Source organism: Micromonospora sp. NPDC048835 (assembly GCF_040649995.1).
In the GTDB taxonomy this organism is placed as follows: Bacteria; Actinomycetota; Actinomycetes; order Mycobacteriales; family Micromonosporaceae; genus Micromonospora.
On sequence record NZ_JBEZGM010000020.1, the window covers coordinates 16,647 to 35,268 of the forward strand.

Here is an 18,622-nt window from a genome sequence, read left to right on the forward strand (position 1 = left end):
GCGCAGGGCATATCCATTTACCGGGTGACCCGCAGCACCCGGAAGCCCTTCTGACTGGCGTGCCGCTCGACCTGCCAGCCCTGTTCGGTGAGCCAGCGCTGCAGAGAGTCGCCGCCGAGGTGTCGGGCGACGACCAACCAGCCGACGCCGTCCGGGGCGAGTCGGGGCAGCCACCGCAGCAGGAGGTCGTGCAGCCCGTCCTTGCCGATCCGGATGGGTGGGTTGGACCAGAGCTGGGCGAAGCGGACGCCCTCCGGTACGTCGTCGGGTGCGCTGACCCGGACCCGGTCGCCGGCGCCGAGTCGGGCCGCGTTCGCGGCGGTCAGCTCACGGGCCCGGGCGTTGACGTCGACGGCCCAGATGGTGCTGGCGGGCGCGAGGTCGGCGAGCACGCAGGTGATCGGCCCGAAGCCGCAGCCGAGGTCGAGCAGGTCGCCGGTGGTGTCGGCGGCGGGCAGCTCGGCTTTGCGCAGGAGCACCGCGGTGCCCGGGTCGAGCCGGCTTGCGGAGAAGACCCCGCCGGCCGAGGTGAGCCGGTAGTCGCGGTCGGCGACGGAGAACTCGACCTCGCGCGCCGGGGCGTCGCTGGTGGGCTGAGCGGTGAAGTAGTGGTCGCCGGTCACCTGGCGATTCTCGCACCGGCCTGCGGTGGGCCCGACACGGCCCACGCGCACATTTCCCCGGTATTACCCCCTAAAGGGACAATAACTCCTACTCTGGGCGACATGGTGTATCGGTACCAGTCCGATGAGGACGCTTTCGAGGAGTACCCGGAGCCCGGGTCCGACCTGTCGGTGCTCGGCGCCGGTTCGCCGCCGCCGGCCGGGCCCTCTCCGTCGCGTTTCCCCACGCCGTCACTGCCCCGGCCCAACCAGCTCTCGCTGCCATCGTCGGGATCCGTCCCGACCCGTGGCGTGCCGCAGCCCGGGCCTGGTCGCGCCACCGTGCCGCAGCCACTGCCGGCTCACGCCGACGTCCCGCCGGCCCCGCCCCGCAGCCAGATCTACACCTCGGCGATGCCCGTGGAGCCGCCCGCCCGGCGCGGCGGTGGCCGACTGTGGCAGGTCCTGATCGGTGGCGCGGCAGTCCTGGTGCTGCTCGCCCTCTGCGGCCTCGGCGCCACCGCACTGCTCACCAACCGGAACGAAGCCCCGCAGAGCGACCCGACGTACCAGCCGAACGCCGCCCCGACGTCGGCCGCGGCGGATCGGCTGGCCCTCGACTCCCGGGACACCGACCAGGCTCCGCTCACCGCCAAGGAACTCTTCCCCGGCAAGGAGCTGAAGCTCACCGACGGCCAGCCGAGCTATCAGGTGCTCAAGACCCAGTCCAGCGGCAGTTGCGCCGTCGCCGCCACCGACGAGGTCGCCGACCTGCTCGTCCGCCTCGGCTGCAATCAGATCGTCCGGGCCACGCTGAGCACACCCGACGACAGCCACCTGGTCACGGCCGGTCTGTTCAACCTCACCGACAAGGTCACTGCGGAAAGAGTCCGCGACCGGCTCCGGCAACTGCTCGACGAGCGGCAGGGACGGTTCCGTGGTCTCACCGCAGACGACGGTGACGGCACCGACGTCCTGGCCAGCGCTCCGGCCCGCGTCGGCTGGCAGGTCCGCGGCCACTACCTGGCGTACGCCCTGGTGGTCCGCAAGGACGGGACGGCGATCAAGGCTGGTGACGCCAAGGTCCGCGAGATCCTGTTCGACATGATCGAGCTGCACCTCAGCCGGGGCGTGCTGCAGAGCCGAGCCGACGGCGGCACCGCCGCCCAACCGACCGCCGCCCCGACCGGCAGCAACGCCAACCAGAGCGGCGACGGCGGTCTGCCTGGCGACTGACCCGACAGCCGGTCAGCCCTCGACCGGCACCCGCAACCGCCGGGTGAGGGTGGCGCGGTCGGCGTACTCGGCCGGATCCGCCGGGTAGCCGACGGCGACCAGGGTCAGCCCTCGCGCGGGCGCCACGGTCACCTCGCTGGACCGCTCCCGCTGGCTGAGCAGGGTGCCCGGCCACTCCACCGGACGGCGGCCGTCCCCGGCCACCAGCATGGCCCCCACCAGGCTGCGCACCATCGCCTGGCAGAACGCGTCGGCCTGCACGGTGGCGACCAGGATCCCGTCCGGGTCGCGACGCCAGTCCAGCCGGGTCACCTCGCGCAGCGTGGTCGCGTTCTCCTTGCGCCGGCAGTACGCGGCGAAGTCGTGCTCCCCCACCAGCCCGGTCGCGGCGGCGTTCAGCGCGGCCAGGTCCAACGGCCTCGGCCAGGACAGCACCTCGTGCCGGCGCAGCGGTTCCGCACCAAAGGGCGCATCGGTGACCCGGTACTCGTAACGCCGGAAGGTGGCCGAGAACCGGGCGTCGAAGTCGGCCGGCACCTCGGTCATCGCGCGTACCCGAACGTCGGTCGGGAGCAGCCGGGCCAGGCGACGCAGCAGCCGGCCCTCGTGCTCTCGCCACACCTCCACCGGCAGGTCCAGGTGGCACACCTGCCCGCTGGCGTGCACCCCGGCGTCGGTGCGCCCGGCCACCGTCAGCCCGGTGACCGTACCGGCGCCGAGGACCAGGTCGAGGGTCTCGACGAGCACCCCCGCGACGGTGCGCCGGGTCGGCTGGGCCGCCCAACCGGAGAAGTCGGTGCCGTCGTACGAGACGTCCAGCCGCAGCCGGATCCGCTCGTCCACCTCGTACCTCCCGTTACGGGTCGGGCCCGGCACCCCAGTGGGGTGCCGGGCCCGACGATGCCCTTGATCAGGCCTTGTTCTCGGTGGCCTCGTCGCTGTCCTCGCGGGCGGCGTCGGTGTCACCGGACGCCGACACCGGCGCCTCGGAGTCCTGGTCGGCCGGGGCCGACTTCGGGGCCTCGTCGGCCGGGGCGAGCGCCTCGACCTTGTCCTGCTGCGCGGCCTTGCGGGCGGCGGTCTTCTTGTTCACCTTCGGCTCGGCGACCTCAAGGGCCTCCACCAGCTCGATGATGGCCATCGGCGCGTTGTCACCCTTGCGCGGGCCGGTCTTCACGATCCGGGTGTAACCGCCGGGGCGGTTGGAGTACCGGGGCGCGATCTGGTCGAACAGGGCGTAGACCACGTCCTTGTCCTTGACGACACCCAGCACCCGCCGCCGCGAGGCGAGGTCACCGCGCTTGGCCTTGGTGATGAGCTGCTCGGCCAGCGGGCGCAGCCGCCGGGCCTTCGTCTCGGTGGTCTGGATCTTGCCGTGCTGGAACAGCGCGGTCGCCAGGTTGGCGAGCATCAGCCGCTCGTGCGAGGGGCTGCCGCCGAGGCGGGGGCCCTTGGTGGGCGTGGGCATTTTTGGTGCTCCTCAGTTGTGGCGGCAGCGCGGACTAGAGCTGCTCGGTCTCGCGGTAGTCGTCGGTGTCGTAGTCGGCCTCGCCGAAGGTGTCCACGACGTGCGCCGGGTCGAAGTTCGGAGCCGAGTCCTTCAGCCCGAGACCCATCCCGGCGAGCTTCATCTTGACCTCGTCGATCGACTTCTGACCGAAGTTGCGAATGTCGAGGAGGTCGGCCTCGGTACGCCCGATGAGCTCACCAACGGAGTTGATGCCCTCGCGCTTGAGGCAGTTGTAGGAGCGGACGGTGAGGTCCAGCTCCTCGATCGGCAGGGCGAGGTCCGCCGCCAGCTGGGCGTCCTGCGGGGACGGCCCGATGTCGATGCCCTCGGCGGTCTCGTCCAGCTCCCGGGCGAGCCCGAACAGCTCCACGAGCGTCGAACCGGCGGAGGCCAGCGCGGTACGCGGGCCCATCGACGGCTTGGTCTCGACGTCGATGATCAGCCGGTCGAAGTCCGTGCGCTGCTCGACACGGGTCGCCTCGACGCGGTAGGTCACCTTCAGCACCGGCGAGTAGATCGAGTCGACCGGGATGCGGCCGATCTCGGCGCCGGACTGCTTGTTCTGCGCCGCCGTCACGTAGCCCCGGCCCCGCTCGACGGTCAGCTCCATGTCGAGCCGGCCCTTGCCGTTCAGGGTGGCGAGCTTGAGATCCGGGTTGTGCACCGAGACTCCGGCCGGCGGCTGGATGTCGCCGGCGGTGACGTCGCCCGGACCCTGCTTGCGCAGGTACATGCTGACCGGCTCGTCGTGCTCGGAGCTGACGCACAGCTCCTTGATGTTCATGACGAGCTCGACCACGTCCTCCTTGACACCGGGGATCGTGGTGAACTCGTGCAGCACACCGTCGATCTTGATCGAGGTGACGGCCGCGCCCGGGATCGACGACAGCAGCGTGCGCCGCAGCGAGTTGCCCAGGGTGTAGCCGAAGCCCGGCTCGAGCGGCTCGATGGCGAACCGGGAGCGGGTCTCGTTGATCGACTCCTCGGAGAGGGAGGGTCGCTGACTGATGAGCATCTTGTCTCTTCTCTTCCGGGACGCCCGCTATTTGACGCCCACGACACAAACTGTTCCGGTGGCCCGCCCCGAAGGGCGGGCCACCGCAACGAGCCCGACTACTTGGAGTAGAGCTCGACGATCAACTGCTCCTGGACCTGCGTGTCGATGACCTGCCGGGCCGGGAGGGAGTGCACGAGCACCTTCATCTGGCTCGGGATGGCCTCGAGCCACGCCGGAACCGTCTTCGAGCCGGCCTGAGCCTGCGCGACGATGAACGGGGTGAGCTCCTTGCTCTTGCCCCGAACCTCGATGATGTCGTGCTCCTTGACGCGGTACGACGGGATGTCGACCTTCTTGCCGTTCACCGTGAAGTGACCGTGCTTGACCAACTGGCGGGCCATGTCCCGCGAGTGGGCGTAGCCGGCCCGGTAAACGACGTTGTCCAGCCGCGACTCGAGGATCTGCAGGAGGACCTCACCGGTCTTGGCCTGCTTGCCAACGGCTTCCTCGTAGTAACCGCGGAACTGCTTCTCCAGCACGCCGTAAACCCGACGGGCCTTCTGCTTCTCACGGAGCTGGAGCAGGTACTCCGTCTCCTTGGTGCGGCCGCGGCCGTGCTGCCCGGGCGGGAACGGCCGGGACTCGAACGGGCACTTCGGACCATCGCACTTGCTGCCCTTGAGGAACAGCTTCATCTTCTCCCGCCGGCAACGGCGGCAGTCAGCACCGGTGTAACGAGCCATCTCTCTCTACCTCTCAGACCCGGCGACGCTTCGGCGGACGGCACCCGTTGTGCGGCTGCGGCGTGACGTCGGCGATCTGCCCGACCTCGAGGCCCACAGCCTGCAGCGAACGGATGGCGGTCTCCCGGCCGGAGCCGGGGCCCTTGACGAACACGTCGACCTTGCGCATGCCGTGCTCCATGGCACGACGCGCGGCAGCCTCGGCGGCCAGCTGCGCGGCGAACGGAGTCGACTTGCGGGAGCCCTTGAAGCCGACCTGGCCGGCGGAGGCCCAGGAGATGACCGCACCGGTCGGGTCCGTGATGGACACGATGGTGTTGTTGAACGTGCTCTTGATGTGCGCCTGCCCGTGGGCGACGTTCTTGCGTTCCTTGCGCCGGACCTTCTTTACAGCGGCTCCGGCACGAGCCTTCGGTGGCATAAGTCTTCTGCGCTCCTAGTTGACTTCCGATACAGGTTGCGGCCTGGCCGTGCTCGGCGGACCTAGACCCGTATTCCGGTCTACGTCTTACTTCTTGCCGGGCTTCTTCTTGCCGGCCACGGTCCGCTTCGGGCCCTTGCGGGTCCGGGCGTTGGTCTTGGTCCGCTGGCCACGCACGGGCAGGCCCCGGCGGTGCCGGATGCCGGCGTAGCAGCCGATCTCAACCTTGCGGCGGATGTCAGCGGCGACCTCGCGGCGCAGGTCGCCTTCAACCTTGTAGTTGCCCTCGATGTGGTCGCGGAGCTGCACGAGCTCCTCGTCCGTGAGGTCCCGAGCGCGCTTGTCCGGCGAGATGCCGGTGGCGGCGAGCGTCTCCAGGGCGCGGGTGCGACCGACCCCGAAGATGTAGGTGAGCGCGATCTCCAACCGCTTTTCGCGGGGGAGATCCACGCCGACTAGACGTGCCATGTGCGGGCGTACTCCTCGTGTTGTGTGGCGGAGGTGTGGACCCGTCCCACCCCGCTACCGGCCGTCCCGTCTTTCCGACGCGGTGCGCGCCGGCGACCGGGATCGGTCGCTGCCCGAGCGGGCCCCGGCCTCCGACCGGGGGTCAGCCACGAAGGAGTACGTCTCGCGTACCGCTCGCGGCTGGGACGAGCATGTGTGATGTGTGTGTCGCTGGGGATCTGCCTGGACCAACGCCACCCGGCCGTGCTCCGGCCGGACGGGCTGAATCAGCCCTGGCGCTGCTTGTGGCGCGGGTCGCTGCAAATGACCATGACCCGGCCGTGCCGGCGGATAACCCGGCACTTGTTGCAGATCCTCTTGACGCTCGGCTTGACCTTCACGGTTGCCTTACTTCCCATCTGGCCCGGCGACGCGCGTTGCGCGAGACCGGACGTCGAAGACGGACACGGGACTTCCCGGCCGTCGTCAGGACTACTTGTAGCGGTAGACGATGCGCCCGCGGGTCAGGTCGTACGGCGAGAGTTCGACGACGACCCGGTCCTCCGGAAGGATGCGGATGTAGTGCTGCCGCATCTTGCCGCTGATGTGAGCCAACACCTTGTGGCCGTTCGCGAGCTCCACCCGGAACATGGCGTTCGGCAGGGGCTCGATGACCCGACCCTCGATCTCAATGGCTCCGTCTTTTTTCGGCATGTCCTCCGCTGTCCTGACGTCGATTGCTCCGGGCGGCCCACAACGTCTTACACGGAAATCTGATCAGAATCAGAAGCCCGCGCCAGCCGCGGCTCCAGCTCCCACCGAAGCGCAGGGTGGGCATGCCGGAGTGGACGCTGTGCGCCGATCTGAAAGTGTACGCCCGCCAGCAGGCCCCCGCCAAACCGACCACCCATCGAACCGCAGGCCCACCCGAACGACCCCCCACCCAGCCCCGTTGATCATGAAGTTGTTGACACGACACGGCGGAGCCGGCGGCTACAACTTCATGATCAACGGGCGGTGCGGGGGCCTCGGGGCCTGGACGGGCGGGGTGGTTCAGGGGGTTGGTGGGGGGTCCTGCGGTTTCTGGGCGCGCTTTGCCTGTTTGCGCTCTCGGCGACGTTGGCGCTTGATGGCCTCGCGTTGGGGCTCTCTCGCGGCGAGCCCTGTGACCGACCGCACCACGAGCACCGCGCCCCACGGGCCCGCCACCCAACCCGGCCAGAAGTAGAGCAGGTCCTGACTGAGCAGTGACGTGACCGCCCAGATGGCCACCACGATCGGGACCACCCGCAGGTACGGGAACCACACCTCCCCCAACCAGCGGGCGGTGACGCCCCTGGCGAGGGCCTGACCCGGCTGGTCACCCGGCAGGCCCGCCGTGGGCCCGACGGCTGGCGCAAGGGCCGACCTCTGCGCCGGCGCCACCGGCGGCAGGTCGACCAGCAGCGGGGCCAACTCGGCGTAGGTGCGCGCGGCATATGCCCGTTGCAGACGCTCGTCGTACTCGTGCAGGTCCAGACGGCCCTCGCCCAGAGCTACCCTCAACCGCTCGGCCACCGCCTCCCGGTCCGCGTCGGCCGCCCGCATCCCGTCGCGCTCGTCCATGCCGGCAAGCATGCCACCGCCACGCCAGCCGCGCTCCCCACGAATCGATCCGTTGATCAACTCGGCTTCCAGGAAGTCGGGGTGTCACCGGCGGTCAGACCGCGCAGCTTGCAGGTAACCGAGTCGACCAAGCGCACCATACGGCCCGTGCCCGGCCGGACCGGCCGCCGGCGGGGCGGTCAGGAGGTCGTCGAGGCGGCGGGCTGGCGGGCGGTGACCAGATCGCCCAGGCGGGCACGGCCACCGTCGAACGCGGTGAGCACCCAGACCCCGTCCGGTAGCAGCGCCATCGAGTGCTCGACGTGCGCGGCCACCGAGCCGTCCCGGGTGACGACCGTCCACCCGTCGGCCAACTCGACGGTACGCGGCGACGCCATGGTGATCATCGGCTCGATGGCGAGCGCCATGCCGGGGACCAGTCGCGGGCCCTTGCCCGGCCGACCGTGGTTGAGCACGTGCGGATCCTGGTGCATCTCGGTGCCGATGCCGTGCCCGCCGTAGCCGTCGACGATGCCGTACCGGCCGCCCTTGCGTACCGCGGTCTCCACCGCGTGCGAGATGTCGGTGAGCCGCCCCTTGCCGCTCGCCGCGCCGCGTGCGGCGGCGGCGATGCCGGCCCACATGGCGTCCTCGGCGACCTCCGCCATCTTCAACAGCGCCGGGTCGACCTCGCCGACCCCGACCGTGATCGCCGAGTCGCCGTGCCACCCGTCCAGCACCGCGCCGCAGTCGATGGAGATCAGGTCACCGGCCTGCAGCACCTGCTTCGGCGACGGGATGGCGTGCACGATCTGCTCGTTGACCGAGGAGCAGATCGACGCCGGAAAACCGTGATAGCCCTTGAACGACGGGACCCCACCCGCCTCCCGGATCGTCGCCTCGGCGATGGCGTCCAGATCGGCGGTGCTGACGCCGGGGGCAACAGCCTCCCGCATCCGGCGGAGCGCCTCGGCCACCACCAGCCCGGCGGCCCGCATCTTCTCGATCTGGTCAGGGGTCTTCAGCTGGATGTCCAGCTGGGGACGACGCATGGAGCGGTTACCTTTCGTTGCCGAACAGCGGGGCACGTGTCGCGTACCCCGCTGTTCGCACTCTATCCGCCGTGGCCCGGCCGGACCTCAGCCGTTGTACGACCGCAAGGCGTCGATGGCCCGGGTGGTGACGTCCTCCACCGGCCCGGTGGCGTCGATCCCGACGAGCTTGCCCTGGGCGCCGTAGTAGTCGACCAGGGGTGCGGTCTTCTCGCTGTACTCGCGCAGCCGCGTGGCGATCGTCTCCGGCTTGTCGTCGTCGCGCTGGAACAGCTCGGCGCCGCACCGGTCACAGATGCCGGGCCGGGTCGTGGCGTCGAACTCGACGTGCCAGATCTTGCCGCAGCCCCGGCAGGTACGCCGACCGGAGAGCCGCCTGATCACCTCGTCGTCGTCGACGACCAACTCCAGGACCAGATCCAGGGCGGTGCCCAGATCGGCGAGGAGCTTGTCCAGAGCGGCCGCCTGCGGGGTCGTCCGCGGGAAGCCGTCGAGCAGAAAACCCTCGCTGGCGTCGGGCTCGGCCAGCCGGTCCCGGACCATGTTGATGGTGACCTCGTCCGGAACCAGCTCGCCCGCGTCCATGTACCGCTTCGCCTCGACACCGAGCGGCGTGCCCTGGGTGACGTTCGACCGGAAGATGTCTCCGGTCGAAATCTTCGGCACCGAGAGGTGCGCGGCGATGAACTCGGCCTGAGTGCCCTTGCCCGCGCCCGGCGGGCCAACCAGAACGAGTCTCATCTACCGCAGGAACCCTTCGTAGTTCCGCTGCATGAGTTGGCTCTCGATCTGCTTCACGGTCTCCAGACCGACGCCGACCATGATGAGCACAGCGGTGCCGCCGAACGGGAAGTTCTGGTACTGCTGGTTGTCGAGCCAGATGAAGAAGAAGTTCGGCAGGATCGAGATGACACCGAGGTAGAGCGCGCCCGGCAGGGTGATCCGGCTGAGGATGAAGTCCAGGTAGTCGGCGGTCGGCTTGCCCGGGCGGATGCCCGGCACGAACCCGCCGTACTTCTTCATGTTGTCCGCGACCTCGGTCGGGTTGAACGTGATCGAGACGTAGAAGTACGTGAAGAAGATGATCAGCAGGAAGTAGACCGAGATGTAGATCGGGCTGCTCGGGTTGACCAGGTTGTTCTGGATCCACGACTGCGTCTTGCCCGGGTCGGTCTGGTCGAAGAACTGCAGCGCCAACTGCGGCAGGTAGAGCAGCGACGAGCCGAAGATGACCGGGATCACACCCGCCTGGTTGACCTTCAACGGGATGTAGGTCGAGGTGCCGCCGTACATCCGCCGGCCGATCATCCGCTTGGCGTACTGCACCGGGATCCGGCGCTGGGCCTGCTCGATGAAGGTGACCGCGGTGATGACCACCAGGACCAGCGCGATGACCAGGGCGAACATGTCCCAGCCCTTGCTGGTCTTGATCTGCCAACCCTCGCTGGGCAGCCGCGCCGCGATCGAGGTGAAGATCAGGACGGACATGCCGTTGCCGACGCCGCGGTCGGTGATCAGCTCGCCGAGCCACATGACCATGCCGGTACCGGCGGTCATCGTCATCACCAGGATGGACAGGGTCAGCCAGTCCGGGATGCCGGTGCCGGTGGGGATGATCGGGTACTGGTCGCACTTGTTCTGGAAGAGCTGGCCCGAGCGGGCCAGGGCCACGAACGCGGAGGCCTGCAGCACACCGAGACCGAGAGTCAGGTAGCGGGTGTACTGGGTGATCTTCGCCTGACCGGCCTGGCCCTCCTTGCGGAGCTGCTCCAGGCGCGGGATCACGACGGTCAGCAGCTGCAGGATGATCGACGCGGTGATGTAGGGCATGATGCCCAGCGCGAAGACCGAGAGCTGTAGCAGCGCTCCGCCGGAGAAGAGGTTGAGAAGGTTCACCACCCCGGTGGTGTCACCCTGGATGGTGTCGAGGCACTTCTGCACGTTGCCGTACGAGACGCCCGGGCTGGGGAGCGTTGCACCCAGCCGGTAGACCGCGATGATGCCTACTGTGAACAGCAGCTTCTTGCGCAGGTCAGGCGTACGGAACGCACTGAGAAAGGCGGACAGCAACTTCTTCCTCCTGCGCGAGGCGGGCCGCCGGTGATCCCTGGCGGGTCGGGGTGGATCACGGGCGAGTGCCCGCAATCCATGGCTGGGATGGGACTCTAACAGCCTCACCCCGGTCCGGGCAGATGCGCCCGACTACATAAATCGATTCCGATGTTACAAGGCCCTCAGGCCCCAGGCAGACCATGGCGCCCGCCAGTTGCTCTCAACTGGACGGGCGCCATGGTCGTAGGCCTTACAGCTCGGTGACGGAGCCACCGGCGGCGGCGATCTTCTCCTTGGCCGACGCACTGAACGCGTGCGCAGACACCTGGAGCGCCACACCGCCGAGATCCCCGGTGCCGAGGACCTTGACCGGGTGACCCTTGCGGACCGCGCCGGACTCAACCAGCTCCTGCGGGCCGACCTGACCACCATTCGGGAACAGCTCAGCGAGTCGGTCCAGGTTGACCACCTGGAAGACCACCTTGAACTTGTTCTTGAAGCCCTTCATCTTCGGCAGGCGCATGTGGATGGGCATCTGCCCACCCTCGAACGCCGCCGAGATGTTCTTACGGGCCTTGGAGCCCTTCGTACCGCGACCAGCGGTCTTGCCCTTGGAACCCTCACCGCGACCCACACGGGTCTTCGCGGTCTTGGAACCGGGCGCCGGGCGCAGGTGATGCACCTTGATCGTCATTACTCGACCTCCTCGACCTTCACGAGGTGGCTCACAGTGAAGATCATGCCGCGGATCTCGGGCCGGTCCTCCTTGACCACCACATCGTTGATCCGCTTGAGACCGAGGGAACGCAGCGACTCACGCTGGTTGTGCTTGGTCCCGATACCGGATCGGAGCTGGGTGACCTTCAGGCGTGCCATCAGGACGCCACCCCCGCCCGCGACGCCAGCATGGCGGCCGGCGCGACGTCCTCCACCGGCAGGCCACGACGCGCCGCGACCTGCTCGGGGGACTCGAGCCCCTTCAGGGCCGCCACGGTGGCGTGCACGATGTTGATCGGGTTCGACGAGCCGAGGCTCTTGGAGAGCACGTCGTGGATCCCAGCGCACTCCAGCACGGCACGCACCGGTCCACCGGCGATGACACCCGTACCGGCCGAGGCCGGCTTGAGCAGCACCACACCAGCGGCGTCCTCACCCGTCACCGGGTGCGGGATCGACTGACCGATCCGCGGAACCTTGAAGAAGTGCTTCTTGGCCTCCTCGACACCCTTGGCGATGGCCGCGGGCACCTCCTTGGCCTTTCCGTAGCCCACGCCGACCGTGCCGTCGCCGTCGCCCACGATCACCAGGGCGGTGAAGCTGAAGCGACGACCACCCTTCACGACCTTGGCGACGCGGTTGATCGCGACGACCCGCTCAAGGTGCGGGGTCTTCTCGACGGGCGCGTTTCCGCGGCCGCCCTCACGGCGGTTGTCGCGGCGACCACCCTCGTTGCCACCGGACCCGCCGCCACGGCGCTGTTGACCTGGCATCAGCAGCCTTCCTTCTCTCTCGTGACGGGGTTGTTAGAACTCGAGCCCGGCTTCGCGGGCAGCATCGGCAAGCGCGGCGACCCGCCCCGCGTACCGGTTGCCACCGCGGTCGAAGACGACCTTGGAGACGCCGGCGGCCTTGGCCCGCTCGGCGAGCAGCGCGCCCACCTTGCCAGCCAGGGCGCTCTTGTCGCCCTCCGCACCACGCAGCGAGGCGTCCAGGGTCGACGCCGACGCCAGGGTGTGACCCTTGGTGTCGTCGACGACCTGGGCGACCATGTGCCGCAGGGAGCGGGTGACGACCAGGCGCGGACGCTCGGCCGTACCGCTGACGTTCTTGCGGACGCGGAAGTGTCGACGCGCACGCCCAACGGCGCGCTTGGCGGCGACACCGCGGCGGCGCTTGAGCAGCGTGGCGCTCACTTCTTACCTGCCTTTCCAGCCTTGCGGCGGATGACCTCGCCCTGGTACTTGACGCCCTTGCCCTTGTAGGGCTCCGGCGGGCGGATCTTCCGGATGTTTGCGGCGACCTCACCGACCTGCTGCTTGTCGATGCCAGCCACGTGGAACAGCGTCGGCCGCTCCACCGTGAAGGTGATGCCCGCCGGAGCGGAGACGACCACCGGGTGCGAGAACCCGAGCGCGAACTCGAGGTCCGAACCCTTGGCGGTGACCCGGTAACCGGTGCCGGCGATCTCCAGGCTCTTGCGGTAGCCCTCGGTGACCCCGACGATCATGTTGGCAACCAGCGTACGGCTCAGGCCGTGGAGTTCCTTGGCCTTGCGCTCGTCGTTCGGCCGGTTGACGCTCAGCTGGCCGTCCTCGGCCCGCTCGATCGTGATCGGCTCGGCGAGGATGTGCTCAAGCTGGCCCTTGGGCCCCTTGACCTTGACGGTCTGCCCGTCGATCGTGATGTCGACGCCGGCTGGCACCGGGATCGACTTACGTCCAATTCGCGACATTTCTACCTGTCTCCCGTTACCAGACGAAGGCGAGGACTTCCCCGCCAACACTCCGCTTGCGGGCCTGCCGGTCGGTCAGCAGCCCCTGGGACGTCGAAATGATCGCCACGCCCAGCCCACCGAGCACCCGCGGGAGCCCGTCCGACTTGGCGTACACCCGGAGACCGGGCTTGGACACGCGCTTGATGCCGGCCAGGCTCCGCTCGCGGTTCTGGCCGTACTTCAGCTCGACGACCAGTCGCTTGCCGACGGCGCCCTCCTCGGGCTCCTCGACCGACCAGGTGGCGATGTAACCCTCGGCCTTCAAGACCTCGGCGATGTTCGCCTTGATCTTGGAGTAGGGCATCTTCACCTGATCGTGGTACGCCTGGTTGGCGTTACGCAGACGCGTGAGCATGTCTGCGATCGGGTCGGTCATCGTCATGGATTTCGTCAGCCTTTCTCGCCGGGGTTCCCGGGGCATCAGCCCCGGGCCTACGGCGAAGAGCAATACCTAATCGGTGCAGGAGTTCCCGGCCGACGGCCGGGACGCGGTCGCCCTTACCAGGAAGCCTTGGACACGCCCGGCAGCTCACCGCGGTGAGCCATCTCCCGGATGCAGACCCGGCAGAGCCCGAACTTGCGGTAGACCGCCTTCGGACGCCCGCACCGCTGGCAGCGGGTGTACGCGCGAACCGAGAACTTCGGCTTCGCGGCCGCCTTGATGATCAGCGCCTTCTTGGCCATCTCAGTTCTCCTTGAACGGGAAGCCCAGGAGCTTGAGCAGCGCCCGGCCCTCGTCGTCGGTCGTGGCGGTCGTGACCACCGTGATGTCCATGCCCCGCTGGCGATCGATCCGGTCCTGGTCGATCTCGTGGAACACCGACTGCTCGGTCAGACCGAACGTGTAGTTGCCGTGCCCGTCCAGCTTGCGCCCGTCCAGGCCGCGGAAGTCGCGGATACGCGGCAGCGCGATGGAGAGCAGCCGGTCCATGAACTCCCACATCCGGTCACCGCGAAGGGTGACCTTCGCGCCGATCGGCATGCCCTCGCGGAGCTTGAACTGCGCGATGGACTTGGTCGCCCGCCGCACCTGCGGCTTCTGGCCGGTGATCGTGGCGAGGTCGCGGACCGCACCGTCGATCAGCTTGGCGTCGCGAGCAGCCTCGCCGACACCCATGTTGACGACGATCTTGACCAGCCGCGGCACCTGCATGGGGTTGCCGTAGCTGTGCTGCTCGCGCAGCTGGGCCACGATCTCGTTGCGGTACCGCTCCTTGAGGCGCGGCAGGGTCTTTTCGGTAGCCGTGGTCATCACAGGTCCTTACCGGTGCTACGCGCGATGCGGACCTTCTGGCCGTTGTCGTCGATCCGGTAACCGACGCGGGTCGGCTTGCCGTCGGAGTCCAGGACCTGCACGTTCGAGACGTGGATCGGGGCCTCCTGAGTGACGATGCCGCCGGTCTTGGCGCCACGCTGGGTGGTGCTGATGCGGGTGTGCTTCTTGACCCGGTTCACGCCCTCGACCAGGACCTTGTCCTGCCGCGGGTAGGCCGCAATGACCTTGCCCTTGGCACCCTTGTCCTTGCCGGCGATGACGACGACCGTGTCGCCCTTCTTGACCTTCACGGTCACAACACCTCCGGCGCGAGGGAAATAATCTTCATGAACCGCTTGTCCCGCAGCTCCCGGCCCACCGGGCCGAAGATACGGGTTCCACGCGGGTCCCCGCCGTCCTTGATGATGACGGCGGCGTTCTCGTCGAAGCGGATGTACGAGCCGTCCGGGCGCCGCCTCTCCTTGGCGGTGCGAACGACGACCGCCTTGACGACGTCGCCCTTCTTCACACCGGCACCCGGGATGGCGTCCTTGACCGTGGCCACAATGACGTCGCCGATGCTCGCGTAGCGCCGACCCGAGCCGCCGAGAACCCGGATGCACAGGATCTCCCGAGCACCCGTGTTGTCGGCGACGCGCAGTCGCGACTCCTGCTGAATCACGTCTATCTCCTATGTCTGCCGGTTCTCCGGCCGCCGTGGCGGCCGGAGCCTGGCGGAACCAACGCCCGACGCAACGCCGGGCGAGCTCGAGCCTTCGCTACTTGGCCTTTTCCAGGATCTCCACGATCCGCCAACGCTTGGTGGCGCTCAGCGGCCGGGTCTCCATGATGAGAACCCGGTCACCCGTGCCAGCGGCGTTCTGCTCGTCGTGCACCTTCAGCTTGGCCGTACGGCGCATGATCTTGCCGTACAGCGCGTGCCGAACCCGGTCCTCGACCTCGACCACGACGGTCTTGTCCATCTTGTCGCTGATCACCAGGCCCTCGCGGACCTTGCGGCGCGACCGCGCGGCGGCGGTGGCGGTCTCTTCGGTCATGATGCAGTCACCTCAGTCGGCGCGGCCGAGAGCCCCAGCTCGCGCTCACGCATGATCGTGTAGATCCGGGCGATCTCCCGACGGATGACCTGCAACCGCCGGTTGTTGTCCAGCTGCCCGGTTGCGGCCTGCACGCGGAGGTTGAACAGCTCCGCCTTGGCCTCCCGCAGCTTCGTGACCAGCTCCTCCTCGGAGAGCTCACGCAGCTCGGTCGCCTTAACGCCCGCTGCCATCAGGATTCACCCACTTCGCGCGTAACAATGCGGCACTTCATCGGGAGCTTGTGGATCGCGCGACGCATGGCCTCTCGCGCGATCTGCTCGTTGGGGAAGGACATCTCGAAGAGAACCCGCCCCGGCTTGACGTTGGCGACCCACCACTCGGGCGAACCCTTACCGGAACCCATCCGAGTCTCGGCAGGCTTCTTGGTGAGGGCCTGGTCCGGGAAGATCGTGATCCAGACCTTGCCACCACGCTTGATGTGGCGAGTCATCGCGATACGTGCCGACTCGATCTGCCGGTTCGTCACGTACGCCGGCTCGAGAGCCTGGATCCCGAACTCGCCGAACACCACCCGGTTACCACCCTTGGACGCGCCACTGCGGTCCGGGTGGTGCGGCTTGCGGAAGCCCTTCGGGGGCTTGCGCGGCATCAGCATCTGTCAGCCCTCCTGCTGCGTTTCTGCCGGAGCAGCAGTGGCGGCGACAGCTGCGCTGTCGACCGGCTCGCCGCTCGGCGTCTCGGCCTGCTGCGCGATGGTGGTCGCAGCAGCCCGACCGGCCTCGGTGCCACCAGCCGTGGTGCCGGACGAACCCGACCGGCCACGGCGCGGACGCTCGGGACGGTCGCCGCGCTCACCACGACGCGGGCGGGACGGACCGGCCTCGGCCGGAGCCTCCCGGCCCGGGACGGCGTCGCCCTTGTAGATCCAGACCTTCACACCGATCCGACCGAACGTGGTACGGGCCTCGAAGAAGCCGTACTCGATGTTGGCCCGCAGCGTGTGCAGCGGAACCCGGCCCTCACGGTAGAACTCGGTCCGGCTCATCTCGGCGCCGCCGAGGCGACCCGAAACCTGAACCCGGATGCCCTTGCAGACCGGGTTCTTCATCGCCGACTGCATGGCCTTGCGCATCGCCCGACGGAAGCTGACCCGGCTGGACAGCTGCTCGGCCACGCCCTGCGCGACCAGCTGAGCGTCCGACTCGGGGTTCTTCACCTCGATGATGTTCAGCTGGACCTGCTTGCCGGTGAGCTTCTCCAGCTCGCCGCGGATCCGGTCGGCCTCCGCACCCTTACGGCCGATGACGATGCCCGGCCGGGCGGTGTGGATGTCGACCCGGACCCGGTCGCGGGTGCGCTCGATGTCGACCTTGGAGATGCCGGCACGCTCGAGGCCCTTGGACATCATGCGGCGGATCTTGACATCCTCGCCGATGTAGTCCTTGTAGAGCTTGTCCGCGAACCAGCGGGACTTCCAGTCGGTCGAGATGCCGAGCCGGAACCCAGTGGGGTGAACCTTCTGACCCATTACTCGGCGTCCTCCGTCTTGCTCTGCGCTTCGGCCGGTGCGGCCTCCGTGGCCGGGGCGGCCTTCTTCGCCGCGGCCTTCCTCGGCGCTGCCGGCGCGACCGCTTCGACCGCCACGGTGATGTGGCAGGTGCGCTTGCGGATTCGGTACGCCCGACCCTGCGCCCGCGGCTGGAACCGCTTCATCGTCGGGCCCTCGTCCACGAAGGCCTCGCTGACGAGCAGCGCGTCGGGGTCCAGCCGCTCGTTGTTCTCCGCGTTGGCGATCGCGCTAGCGAGCACCTTGTACACCTGCTCGCTCGCAGCCTGCGGCGCGAACTGCAGCACCGTGAGCGCCTCCTTCGCGGGCAGGCCGCGGACGAGGTTGACCACCCGGCGCGCCTTCATCGGCGAGATGCGCACGTGCCGCGCAACCGCCCGCGCGCCCGGAAGCACCGGAGCGTCGCCCTTTCCTGGCATCGCTGTAACCCCTTGTTCCCTCTATCCGTATGCCTGGCGGCGTCAGCGCCGACGGCTCTTCCGGTCGTCCTTCTCGTGACCCTTGAACGTGCGGGTCAGCGCGAACTCGCCGAGCTTGTGCCCGACCATCGCCTCGGTCACGAACACCGGGACGTGCTTGCGTCCGTCGTGCACGGCGATCGTGTGCCCCAGCATCTCGGGGATGATCGTCGAGCGCCGCGACCAGGTCTTGATCACGTTCTTGGAGCCCTTGTCGTTCTGAACTTCCACCTTCTTGAGCAGGTGGTCGTCGACGAACGGGCCCTTCTTCAGGCTGCGAGGCATGTCTTATCTCCCTCAGCCGCGCTTACGCGTGGCGTAGCGACGGCGGACGATCAGCCGGTCACTCGGCTGGCCCTTACGGCGGGTGCGGCCCTCGGGCTTACCCTGCGGGTTGACCGGGTGGCGACCACCGGAGGTCTTACCCTCACCACCACCGTGCGGGTGGTCGACCGGGTTCATGGCGACACCACGGACGGTCGGGCGCTTGCCCTTCCACCGCATCCGGCCGGCCTTACCCCAGTTGATGTTCGACTGGTCGGCGTTGCCGATCTCGCCGATGCTGGCGCGGCAGCGCACGTCCACCCGCCGGATCTCACCGGACGGCATACGCAGGGTCGCGTACGCGCCCTCACGGCCGAGCAGCTGGATGCCGACGCCGGCGGAACGGGCCAGCTTGGCCCCGCCACCCGGGCGCAGCTCCACGTTGTGGATCGTGGTACCGACCGGGATGTTGCGCAGCGGGAGGTTGTTACCCGGCTTGATGTCAGCGCCCGGGCCGGACTCGACGCGGTCGCCCTGCTTCATGTCCTTCGGCGCGATGATGTACCGCTTCTCGCCGTCGGCGTAGTGCAGCAGCGCGATGCGCGCGGTGCGGTTCGGGTCGTACTCGATGTGAGCGACCTTGGCCGGCACGCCGTCCTTGTCGACCCGCTTGAAGTCGATCAGACGGTACTGGCGCTTGTGACCGCCGCCGTGGTGCCGCGTGGTGATCCGGCCGTGGGCGTTACGCCCGCCCTTCTTCGGCAGCGGAGCCAGCAGCGACTTCTCCGGCGTGGACCGGGTGATCTCGGCGAAGTCAGCGACACTCGAGCCACGTCGGCCCGGCGTCGTCGGCTTGTACTTACGGATAGCCATTGTCTA

At 68.5% G+C, this 18,622-nt stretch carries 31 protein-coding genes; 1 reads left to right on the plus strand and 30 read right to left on the minus strand.

The genetic code is table 11. From position 1 onward, the window contains the following. Window positions 1–17: 17 nt before the first annotated feature. Window positions 18–623, minus strand: coding sequence for a methyltransferase (locus tag AB0C15_RS22775; RefSeq protein ID WP_357354985.1), 606 nt, complete (start codon window positions 621–623; stop codon window positions 18–20). 102 nt (window positions 624–725) lie between these two features. Here AB0C15_RS22775 and AB0C15_RS22780 point away from each other — a divergent pair, with 102 nt between their 5' ends. Then, complete coding sequence (locus AB0C15_RS22780) at window positions 726–1,838, plus strand: hypothetical protein (RefSeq protein WP_357354986.1); 1,113 nt, start codon at window positions 726–728, stop codon at window positions 1,836–1,838. Window positions 1,839–1,850: 12 nt separating this feature from the next. Here AB0C15_RS22780 and truA read toward each other — a convergent pair whose 3' ends face one another. The 29 genes from truA to rplB form a co-directional block, all read right to left on the minus strand. Next, a complete protein-coding gene (gene truA / locus AB0C15_RS22785) occupies window positions 1,851–2,681 on the minus strand; it encodes a tRNA pseudouridine(38-40) synthase TruA (RefSeq protein WP_357354988.1) in 831 nt (276 codons plus the stop codon). A gap of 67 nt (window positions 2,682–2,748) precedes the next feature. Continuing rightward, complete coding sequence (gene rplQ / locus AB0C15_RS22790; protein WP_357354990.1) at window positions 2,749–3,306, minus strand: 50S ribosomal protein L17; 558 nt, start codon at window positions 3,304–3,306, stop codon at window positions 2,749–2,751. Between the two features lie 34 nt (window positions 3,307–3,340). After that, window positions 3,341–4,363 carry a DNA-directed RNA polymerase subunit alpha gene (locus AB0C15_RS22795; RefSeq protein WP_007465227.1) on the minus strand — a complete coding sequence of 341 codons (1,023 nt, stop codon included), beginning with the start codon at window positions 4,361–4,363 and terminating at the stop codon, window positions 3,341–3,343. Between the two features lie 98 nt (window positions 4,364–4,461). Continuing rightward, on the minus strand, window positions 4,462–5,088 hold the full coding sequence (gene rpsD, locus AB0C15_RS22800) for a 30S ribosomal protein S4 (RefSeq protein ID WP_030489600.1): 627 nt from the start codon (window positions 5,086–5,088) through the stop codon (window positions 4,462–4,464). Between the two features lie 13 nt (window positions 5,089–5,101). After that, complete coding sequence (gene rpsK / locus AB0C15_RS22805) at window positions 5,102–5,509, minus strand: 30S ribosomal protein S11 (RefSeq protein WP_030329919.1); 408 nt, start codon at window positions 5,507–5,509, stop codon at window positions 5,102–5,104. Between the two features lie 87 nt (window positions 5,510–5,596). Then, window positions 5,597–5,977, minus strand: a complete 381-nt coding sequence (gene rpsM, locus AB0C15_RS22810) for a 30S ribosomal protein S13 (protein WP_030329917.1) — start codon at window positions 5,975–5,977, stop codon at window positions 5,597–5,599. A 266-nt stretch (window positions 5,978–6,243) separates the two neighbouring features. Beyond that, window positions 6,244–6,357, minus strand: a complete 114-nt coding sequence (gene rpmJ, locus AB0C15_RS22815) for a 50S ribosomal protein L36 (RefSeq protein WP_043965539.1) — start codon at window positions 6,355–6,357, stop codon at window positions 6,244–6,246. Window positions 6,358–6,448: 91 nt separating this feature from the next. Next, window positions 6,449–6,670 carry a translation initiation factor IF-1 gene (gene infA, locus AB0C15_RS22820; RefSeq protein WP_007073013.1) on the minus strand — a complete coding sequence of 74 codons (222 nt, stop codon included), beginning with the start codon at window positions 6,668–6,670 and terminating at the stop codon, window positions 6,449–6,451. Between the two features lie 339 nt (window positions 6,671–7,009). Beyond that, complete coding sequence (locus AB0C15_RS22825; protein ID WP_357354992.1) at window positions 7,010–7,561, minus strand: DUF1707 domain-containing protein; 552 nt, start codon at window positions 7,559–7,561, stop codon at window positions 7,010–7,012. A gap of 179 nt (window positions 7,562–7,740) precedes the next feature. Beyond that, the gene (gene map / locus AB0C15_RS22830; protein ID WP_357354994.1) at window positions 7,741–8,592 is read right to left on the minus strand and encodes a type I methionyl aminopeptidase; all 852 of its coding nucleotides are present in this window, start codon (window positions 8,590–8,592) and stop codon (window positions 7,741–7,743) included. Between the two features lie 87 nt (window positions 8,593–8,679). After that, a complete protein-coding gene (locus tag AB0C15_RS22835) occupies window positions 8,680–9,333 on the minus strand; it encodes an adenylate kinase (RefSeq protein WP_357354996.1) in 654 nt (217 codons plus the stop codon). Further along, window positions 9,334–10,662, minus strand: coding sequence for a preprotein translocase subunit SecY (gene secY, locus AB0C15_RS22840; RefSeq protein ID WP_357354998.1), 1,329 nt, complete (start codon window positions 10,660–10,662; stop codon window positions 9,334–9,336). 232 nt (window positions 10,663–10,894) lie between these two features. After that, window positions 10,895–11,338, minus strand: a complete 444-nt coding sequence (gene rplO / locus AB0C15_RS22845) for a 50S ribosomal protein L15 (RefSeq protein ID WP_357355000.1) — start codon at window positions 11,336–11,338, stop codon at window positions 10,895–10,897. Further along, window positions 11,338–11,520 carry a 50S ribosomal protein L30 gene (rpmD, locus tag AB0C15_RS22850; RefSeq protein WP_007465262.1) on the minus strand — a complete coding sequence of 61 codons (183 nt, stop codon included), beginning with the start codon at window positions 11,518–11,520 and terminating at the stop codon, window positions 11,338–11,340. The genes rplO and rpmD overlap by 1 nt, the downstream gene beginning before the upstream one ends. Beyond that, window positions 11,520–12,134 (minus strand): 30S ribosomal protein S5, encoded by a 615-nt coding sequence (gene rpsE, locus AB0C15_RS22855; protein ID WP_013288621.1) that lies wholly within the window; start codon window positions 12,132–12,134, stop codon window positions 11,520–11,522. The genes rpmD and rpsE overlap by 1 nt, the downstream gene beginning before the upstream one ends. 33 nt (window positions 12,135–12,167) lie before the next feature. Next, on the minus strand, window positions 12,168–12,545 hold the full coding sequence (rplR, locus tag AB0C15_RS22860) for a 50S ribosomal protein L18 (RefSeq protein WP_181518401.1): 378 nt from the start codon (window positions 12,543–12,545) through the stop codon (window positions 12,168–12,170). An 8-nt stretch (window positions 12,546–12,553) separates the two neighbouring features. Then, window positions 12,554–13,096 (minus strand): 50S ribosomal protein L6, encoded by a 543-nt coding sequence (gene rplF, locus AB0C15_RS22865; protein ID WP_357355002.1) that lies wholly within the window; start codon window positions 13,094–13,096, stop codon window positions 12,554–12,556. Between the two features lie 16 nt (window positions 13,097–13,112). Beyond that, window positions 13,113–13,520 (minus strand): 30S ribosomal protein S8, encoded by a 408-nt coding sequence (rpsH, locus tag AB0C15_RS22870; RefSeq protein ID WP_007465270.1) that lies wholly within the window; start codon window positions 13,518–13,520, stop codon window positions 13,113–13,115. 116 nt (window positions 13,521–13,636) lie between these two features. Further along, a complete protein-coding gene (locus tag AB0C15_RS22875; RefSeq protein WP_007465272.1) occupies window positions 13,637–13,822 on the minus strand; it encodes a type Z 30S ribosomal protein S14 in 186 nt (61 codons plus the stop codon). Window position 13,823: 1 nt separating this feature from the next. Next, a complete protein-coding gene (gene rplE / locus AB0C15_RS22880; RefSeq protein WP_196919809.1) occupies window positions 13,824–14,390 on the minus strand; it encodes a 50S ribosomal protein L5 in 567 nt (188 codons plus the stop codon). Then, window positions 14,390–14,710, minus strand: a complete 321-nt coding sequence (rplX, locus tag AB0C15_RS22885; protein ID WP_007465276.1) for a 50S ribosomal protein L24 — start codon at window positions 14,708–14,710, stop codon at window positions 14,390–14,392. Before rplX ends, rplE begins: the two co-directional genes overlap by 1 nt. Beyond that, window positions 14,707–15,075 (minus strand): 50S ribosomal protein L14, encoded by a 369-nt coding sequence (gene rplN / locus AB0C15_RS22890; protein WP_007465279.1) that lies wholly within the window; start codon window positions 15,073–15,075, stop codon window positions 14,707–14,709. The genes rplX and rplN overlap by 4 nt, the downstream gene beginning before the upstream one ends. A 97-nt stretch (window positions 15,076–15,172) precedes the next feature. Continuing rightward, window positions 15,173–15,451, minus strand: coding sequence for a 30S ribosomal protein S17 (gene rpsQ / locus AB0C15_RS22895; protein WP_030489590.1), 279 nt, complete (start codon window positions 15,449–15,451; stop codon window positions 15,173–15,175). Then, a complete protein-coding gene (rpmC, locus tag AB0C15_RS22900) occupies window positions 15,448–15,684 on the minus strand; it encodes a 50S ribosomal protein L29 (protein ID WP_007465283.1) in 237 nt (78 codons plus the stop codon). The genes rpsQ and rpmC overlap by 4 nt, the downstream gene beginning before the upstream one ends. After that, complete coding sequence (gene rplP / locus AB0C15_RS22905) at window positions 15,684–16,109, minus strand: 50S ribosomal protein L16 (protein ID WP_007465292.1); 426 nt, start codon at window positions 16,107–16,109, stop codon at window positions 15,684–15,686. Before rplP ends, rpmC begins: the two co-directional genes overlap by 1 nt. Before the next feature lie 3 nt (window positions 16,110–16,112). Beyond that, complete coding sequence (gene rpsC / locus AB0C15_RS22910; protein ID WP_091402401.1) at window positions 16,113–16,982, minus strand: 30S ribosomal protein S3; 870 nt, start codon at window positions 16,980–16,982, stop codon at window positions 16,113–16,115. After that, a complete protein-coding gene (gene rplV / locus AB0C15_RS22915; RefSeq protein WP_007465297.1) occupies window positions 16,982–17,440 on the minus strand; it encodes a 50S ribosomal protein L22 in 459 nt (152 codons plus the stop codon). Before rplV ends, rpsC begins: the two co-directional genes overlap by 1 nt. A gap of 42 nt (window positions 17,441–17,482) precedes the next feature. Continuing rightward, window positions 17,483–17,764 carry a 30S ribosomal protein S19 gene (gene rpsS, locus AB0C15_RS22920; RefSeq protein ID WP_007465299.1) on the minus strand — a complete coding sequence of 94 codons (282 nt, stop codon included), beginning with the start codon at window positions 17,762–17,764 and terminating at the stop codon, window positions 17,483–17,485. Between the two features lie 12 nt (window positions 17,765–17,776). Then, complete coding sequence (gene rplB / locus AB0C15_RS22925) at window positions 17,777–18,616, minus strand: 50S ribosomal protein L2 (RefSeq protein ID WP_030329891.1); 840 nt, start codon at window positions 18,614–18,616, stop codon at window positions 17,777–17,779. Window positions 18,617–18,622: the final 6 nt, after the last annotated feature.

Excerpts from the sequence above, each read along its gene's own strand:
- AB0C15_RS22780 (WP_357354986.1), top strand. The coding sequence starts at position 726 with ATGGTGTATCGGTACCAGTCCGATGAGGACGCTTTCGAGGAGTACCCG.
- rplQ (WP_357354990.1), bottom strand. The coding sequence starts at position 3,306 with ATGCCCACGCCCACCAAGGGCCCCCGCCTCGGCGGCAGCCCCTCGCAC.
- AB0C15_RS22795 (WP_007465227.1), bottom strand. The coding sequence starts at position 4,363 with ATGCTCATCAGTCAGCGACCCTCCCTCTCCGAGGAGTCGATCAACGAG.
- rpsD (WP_030489600.1), bottom strand. The coding sequence starts at position 5,088 with ATGGCTCGTTACACCGGTGCTGACTGCCGCCGTTGCCGGCGGGAGAAG.
- rpsK (WP_030329919.1), bottom strand. The coding sequence starts at position 5,509 with ATGCCACCGAAGGCTCGTGCCGGAGCCGCTGTAAAGAAGGTCCGGCGC.
- rpsM (WP_030329917.1), bottom strand. The coding sequence starts at position 5,977 with ATGGCACGTCTAGTCGGCGTGGATCTCCCCCGCGAAAAGCGGTTGGAG.
- infA (WP_007073013.1), bottom strand. The coding sequence starts at position 6,670 with ATGCCGAAAAAAGACGGAGCCATTGAGATCGAGGGTCGGGTCATCGAG.
- AB0C15_RS22825 (WP_357354992.1), bottom strand. The coding sequence starts at position 7,561 with ATGGACGAGCGCGACGGGATGCGGGCGGCCGACGCGGACCGGGAGGCG.
- map (WP_357354994.1), bottom strand. The coding sequence starts at position 8,592 with ATGCGTCGTCCCCAGCTGGACATCCAGCTGAAGACCCCTGACCAGATC.
- AB0C15_RS22835 (WP_357354996.1), bottom strand. The coding sequence starts at position 9,333 with ATGAGACTCGTTCTGGTTGGCCCGCCGGGCGCGGGCAAGGGCACTCAG.
- rplO (WP_357355000.1), bottom strand. The coding sequence starts at position 11,338 with ATGACGATCAAGGTGCATCACCTGCGCCCGGCGCCCGGTTCCAAGACC.
- rpmD (WP_007465262.1), bottom strand. The coding sequence starts at position 11,520 with ATGGCACGCCTGAAGGTCACCCAGCTCCGATCCGGTATCGGGACCAAG.
- rpsE (WP_013288621.1), bottom strand. The coding sequence starts at position 12,134 with ATGCCAGGTCAACAGCGCCGTGGCGGCGGGTCCGGTGGCAACGAGGGT.
- rplF (WP_357355002.1), bottom strand. The coding sequence starts at position 13,096 with ATGTCGCGAATTGGACGTAAGTCGATCCCGGTGCCAGCCGGCGTCGAC.
- rpsH (WP_007465270.1), bottom strand. The coding sequence starts at position 13,520 with ATGACGATGACCGACCCGATCGCAGACATGCTCACGCGTCTGCGTAAC.
- AB0C15_RS22875 (WP_007465272.1), bottom strand. The coding sequence starts at position 13,822 with ATGGCCAAGAAGGCGCTGATCATCAAGGCGGCCGCGAAGCCGAAGTTC.
- rplE (WP_196919809.1), bottom strand. The coding sequence starts at position 14,390 with ATGACCACGGCTACCGAAAAGACCCTGCCGCGCCTCAAGGAGCGGTAC.
- rpsQ (WP_030489590.1), bottom strand. The coding sequence starts at position 15,451 with ATGACCGAAGAGACCGCCACCGCCGCCGCGCGGTCGCGCCGCAAGGTC.
- rpmC (WP_007465283.1), bottom strand. The coding sequence starts at position 15,684 with ATGGCAGCGGGCGTTAAGGCGACCGAGCTGCGTGAGCTCTCCGAGGAG.
- rplP (WP_007465292.1), bottom strand. The coding sequence starts at position 16,109 with ATGCTGATGCCGCGCAAGCCCCCGAAGGGCTTCCGCAAGCCGCACCAC.
- rpsC (WP_091402401.1), bottom strand. The coding sequence starts at position 16,982 with ATGGGTCAGAAGGTTCACCCCACTGGGTTCCGGCTCGGCATCTCGACC.
- rplV (WP_007465297.1), bottom strand. The coding sequence starts at position 17,440 with ATGCCAGGAAAGGGCGACGCTCCGGTGCTTCCGGGCGCGCGGGCGGTT.
- rpsS (WP_007465299.1), bottom strand. The coding sequence starts at position 17,764 with ATGCCTCGCAGCCTGAAGAAGGGCCCGTTCGTCGACGACCACCTGCTC.
- rplB (WP_030329891.1), bottom strand. The coding sequence starts at position 18,616 with ATGGCTATCCGTAAGTACAAGCCGACGACGCCGGGCCGACGTGGCTCG.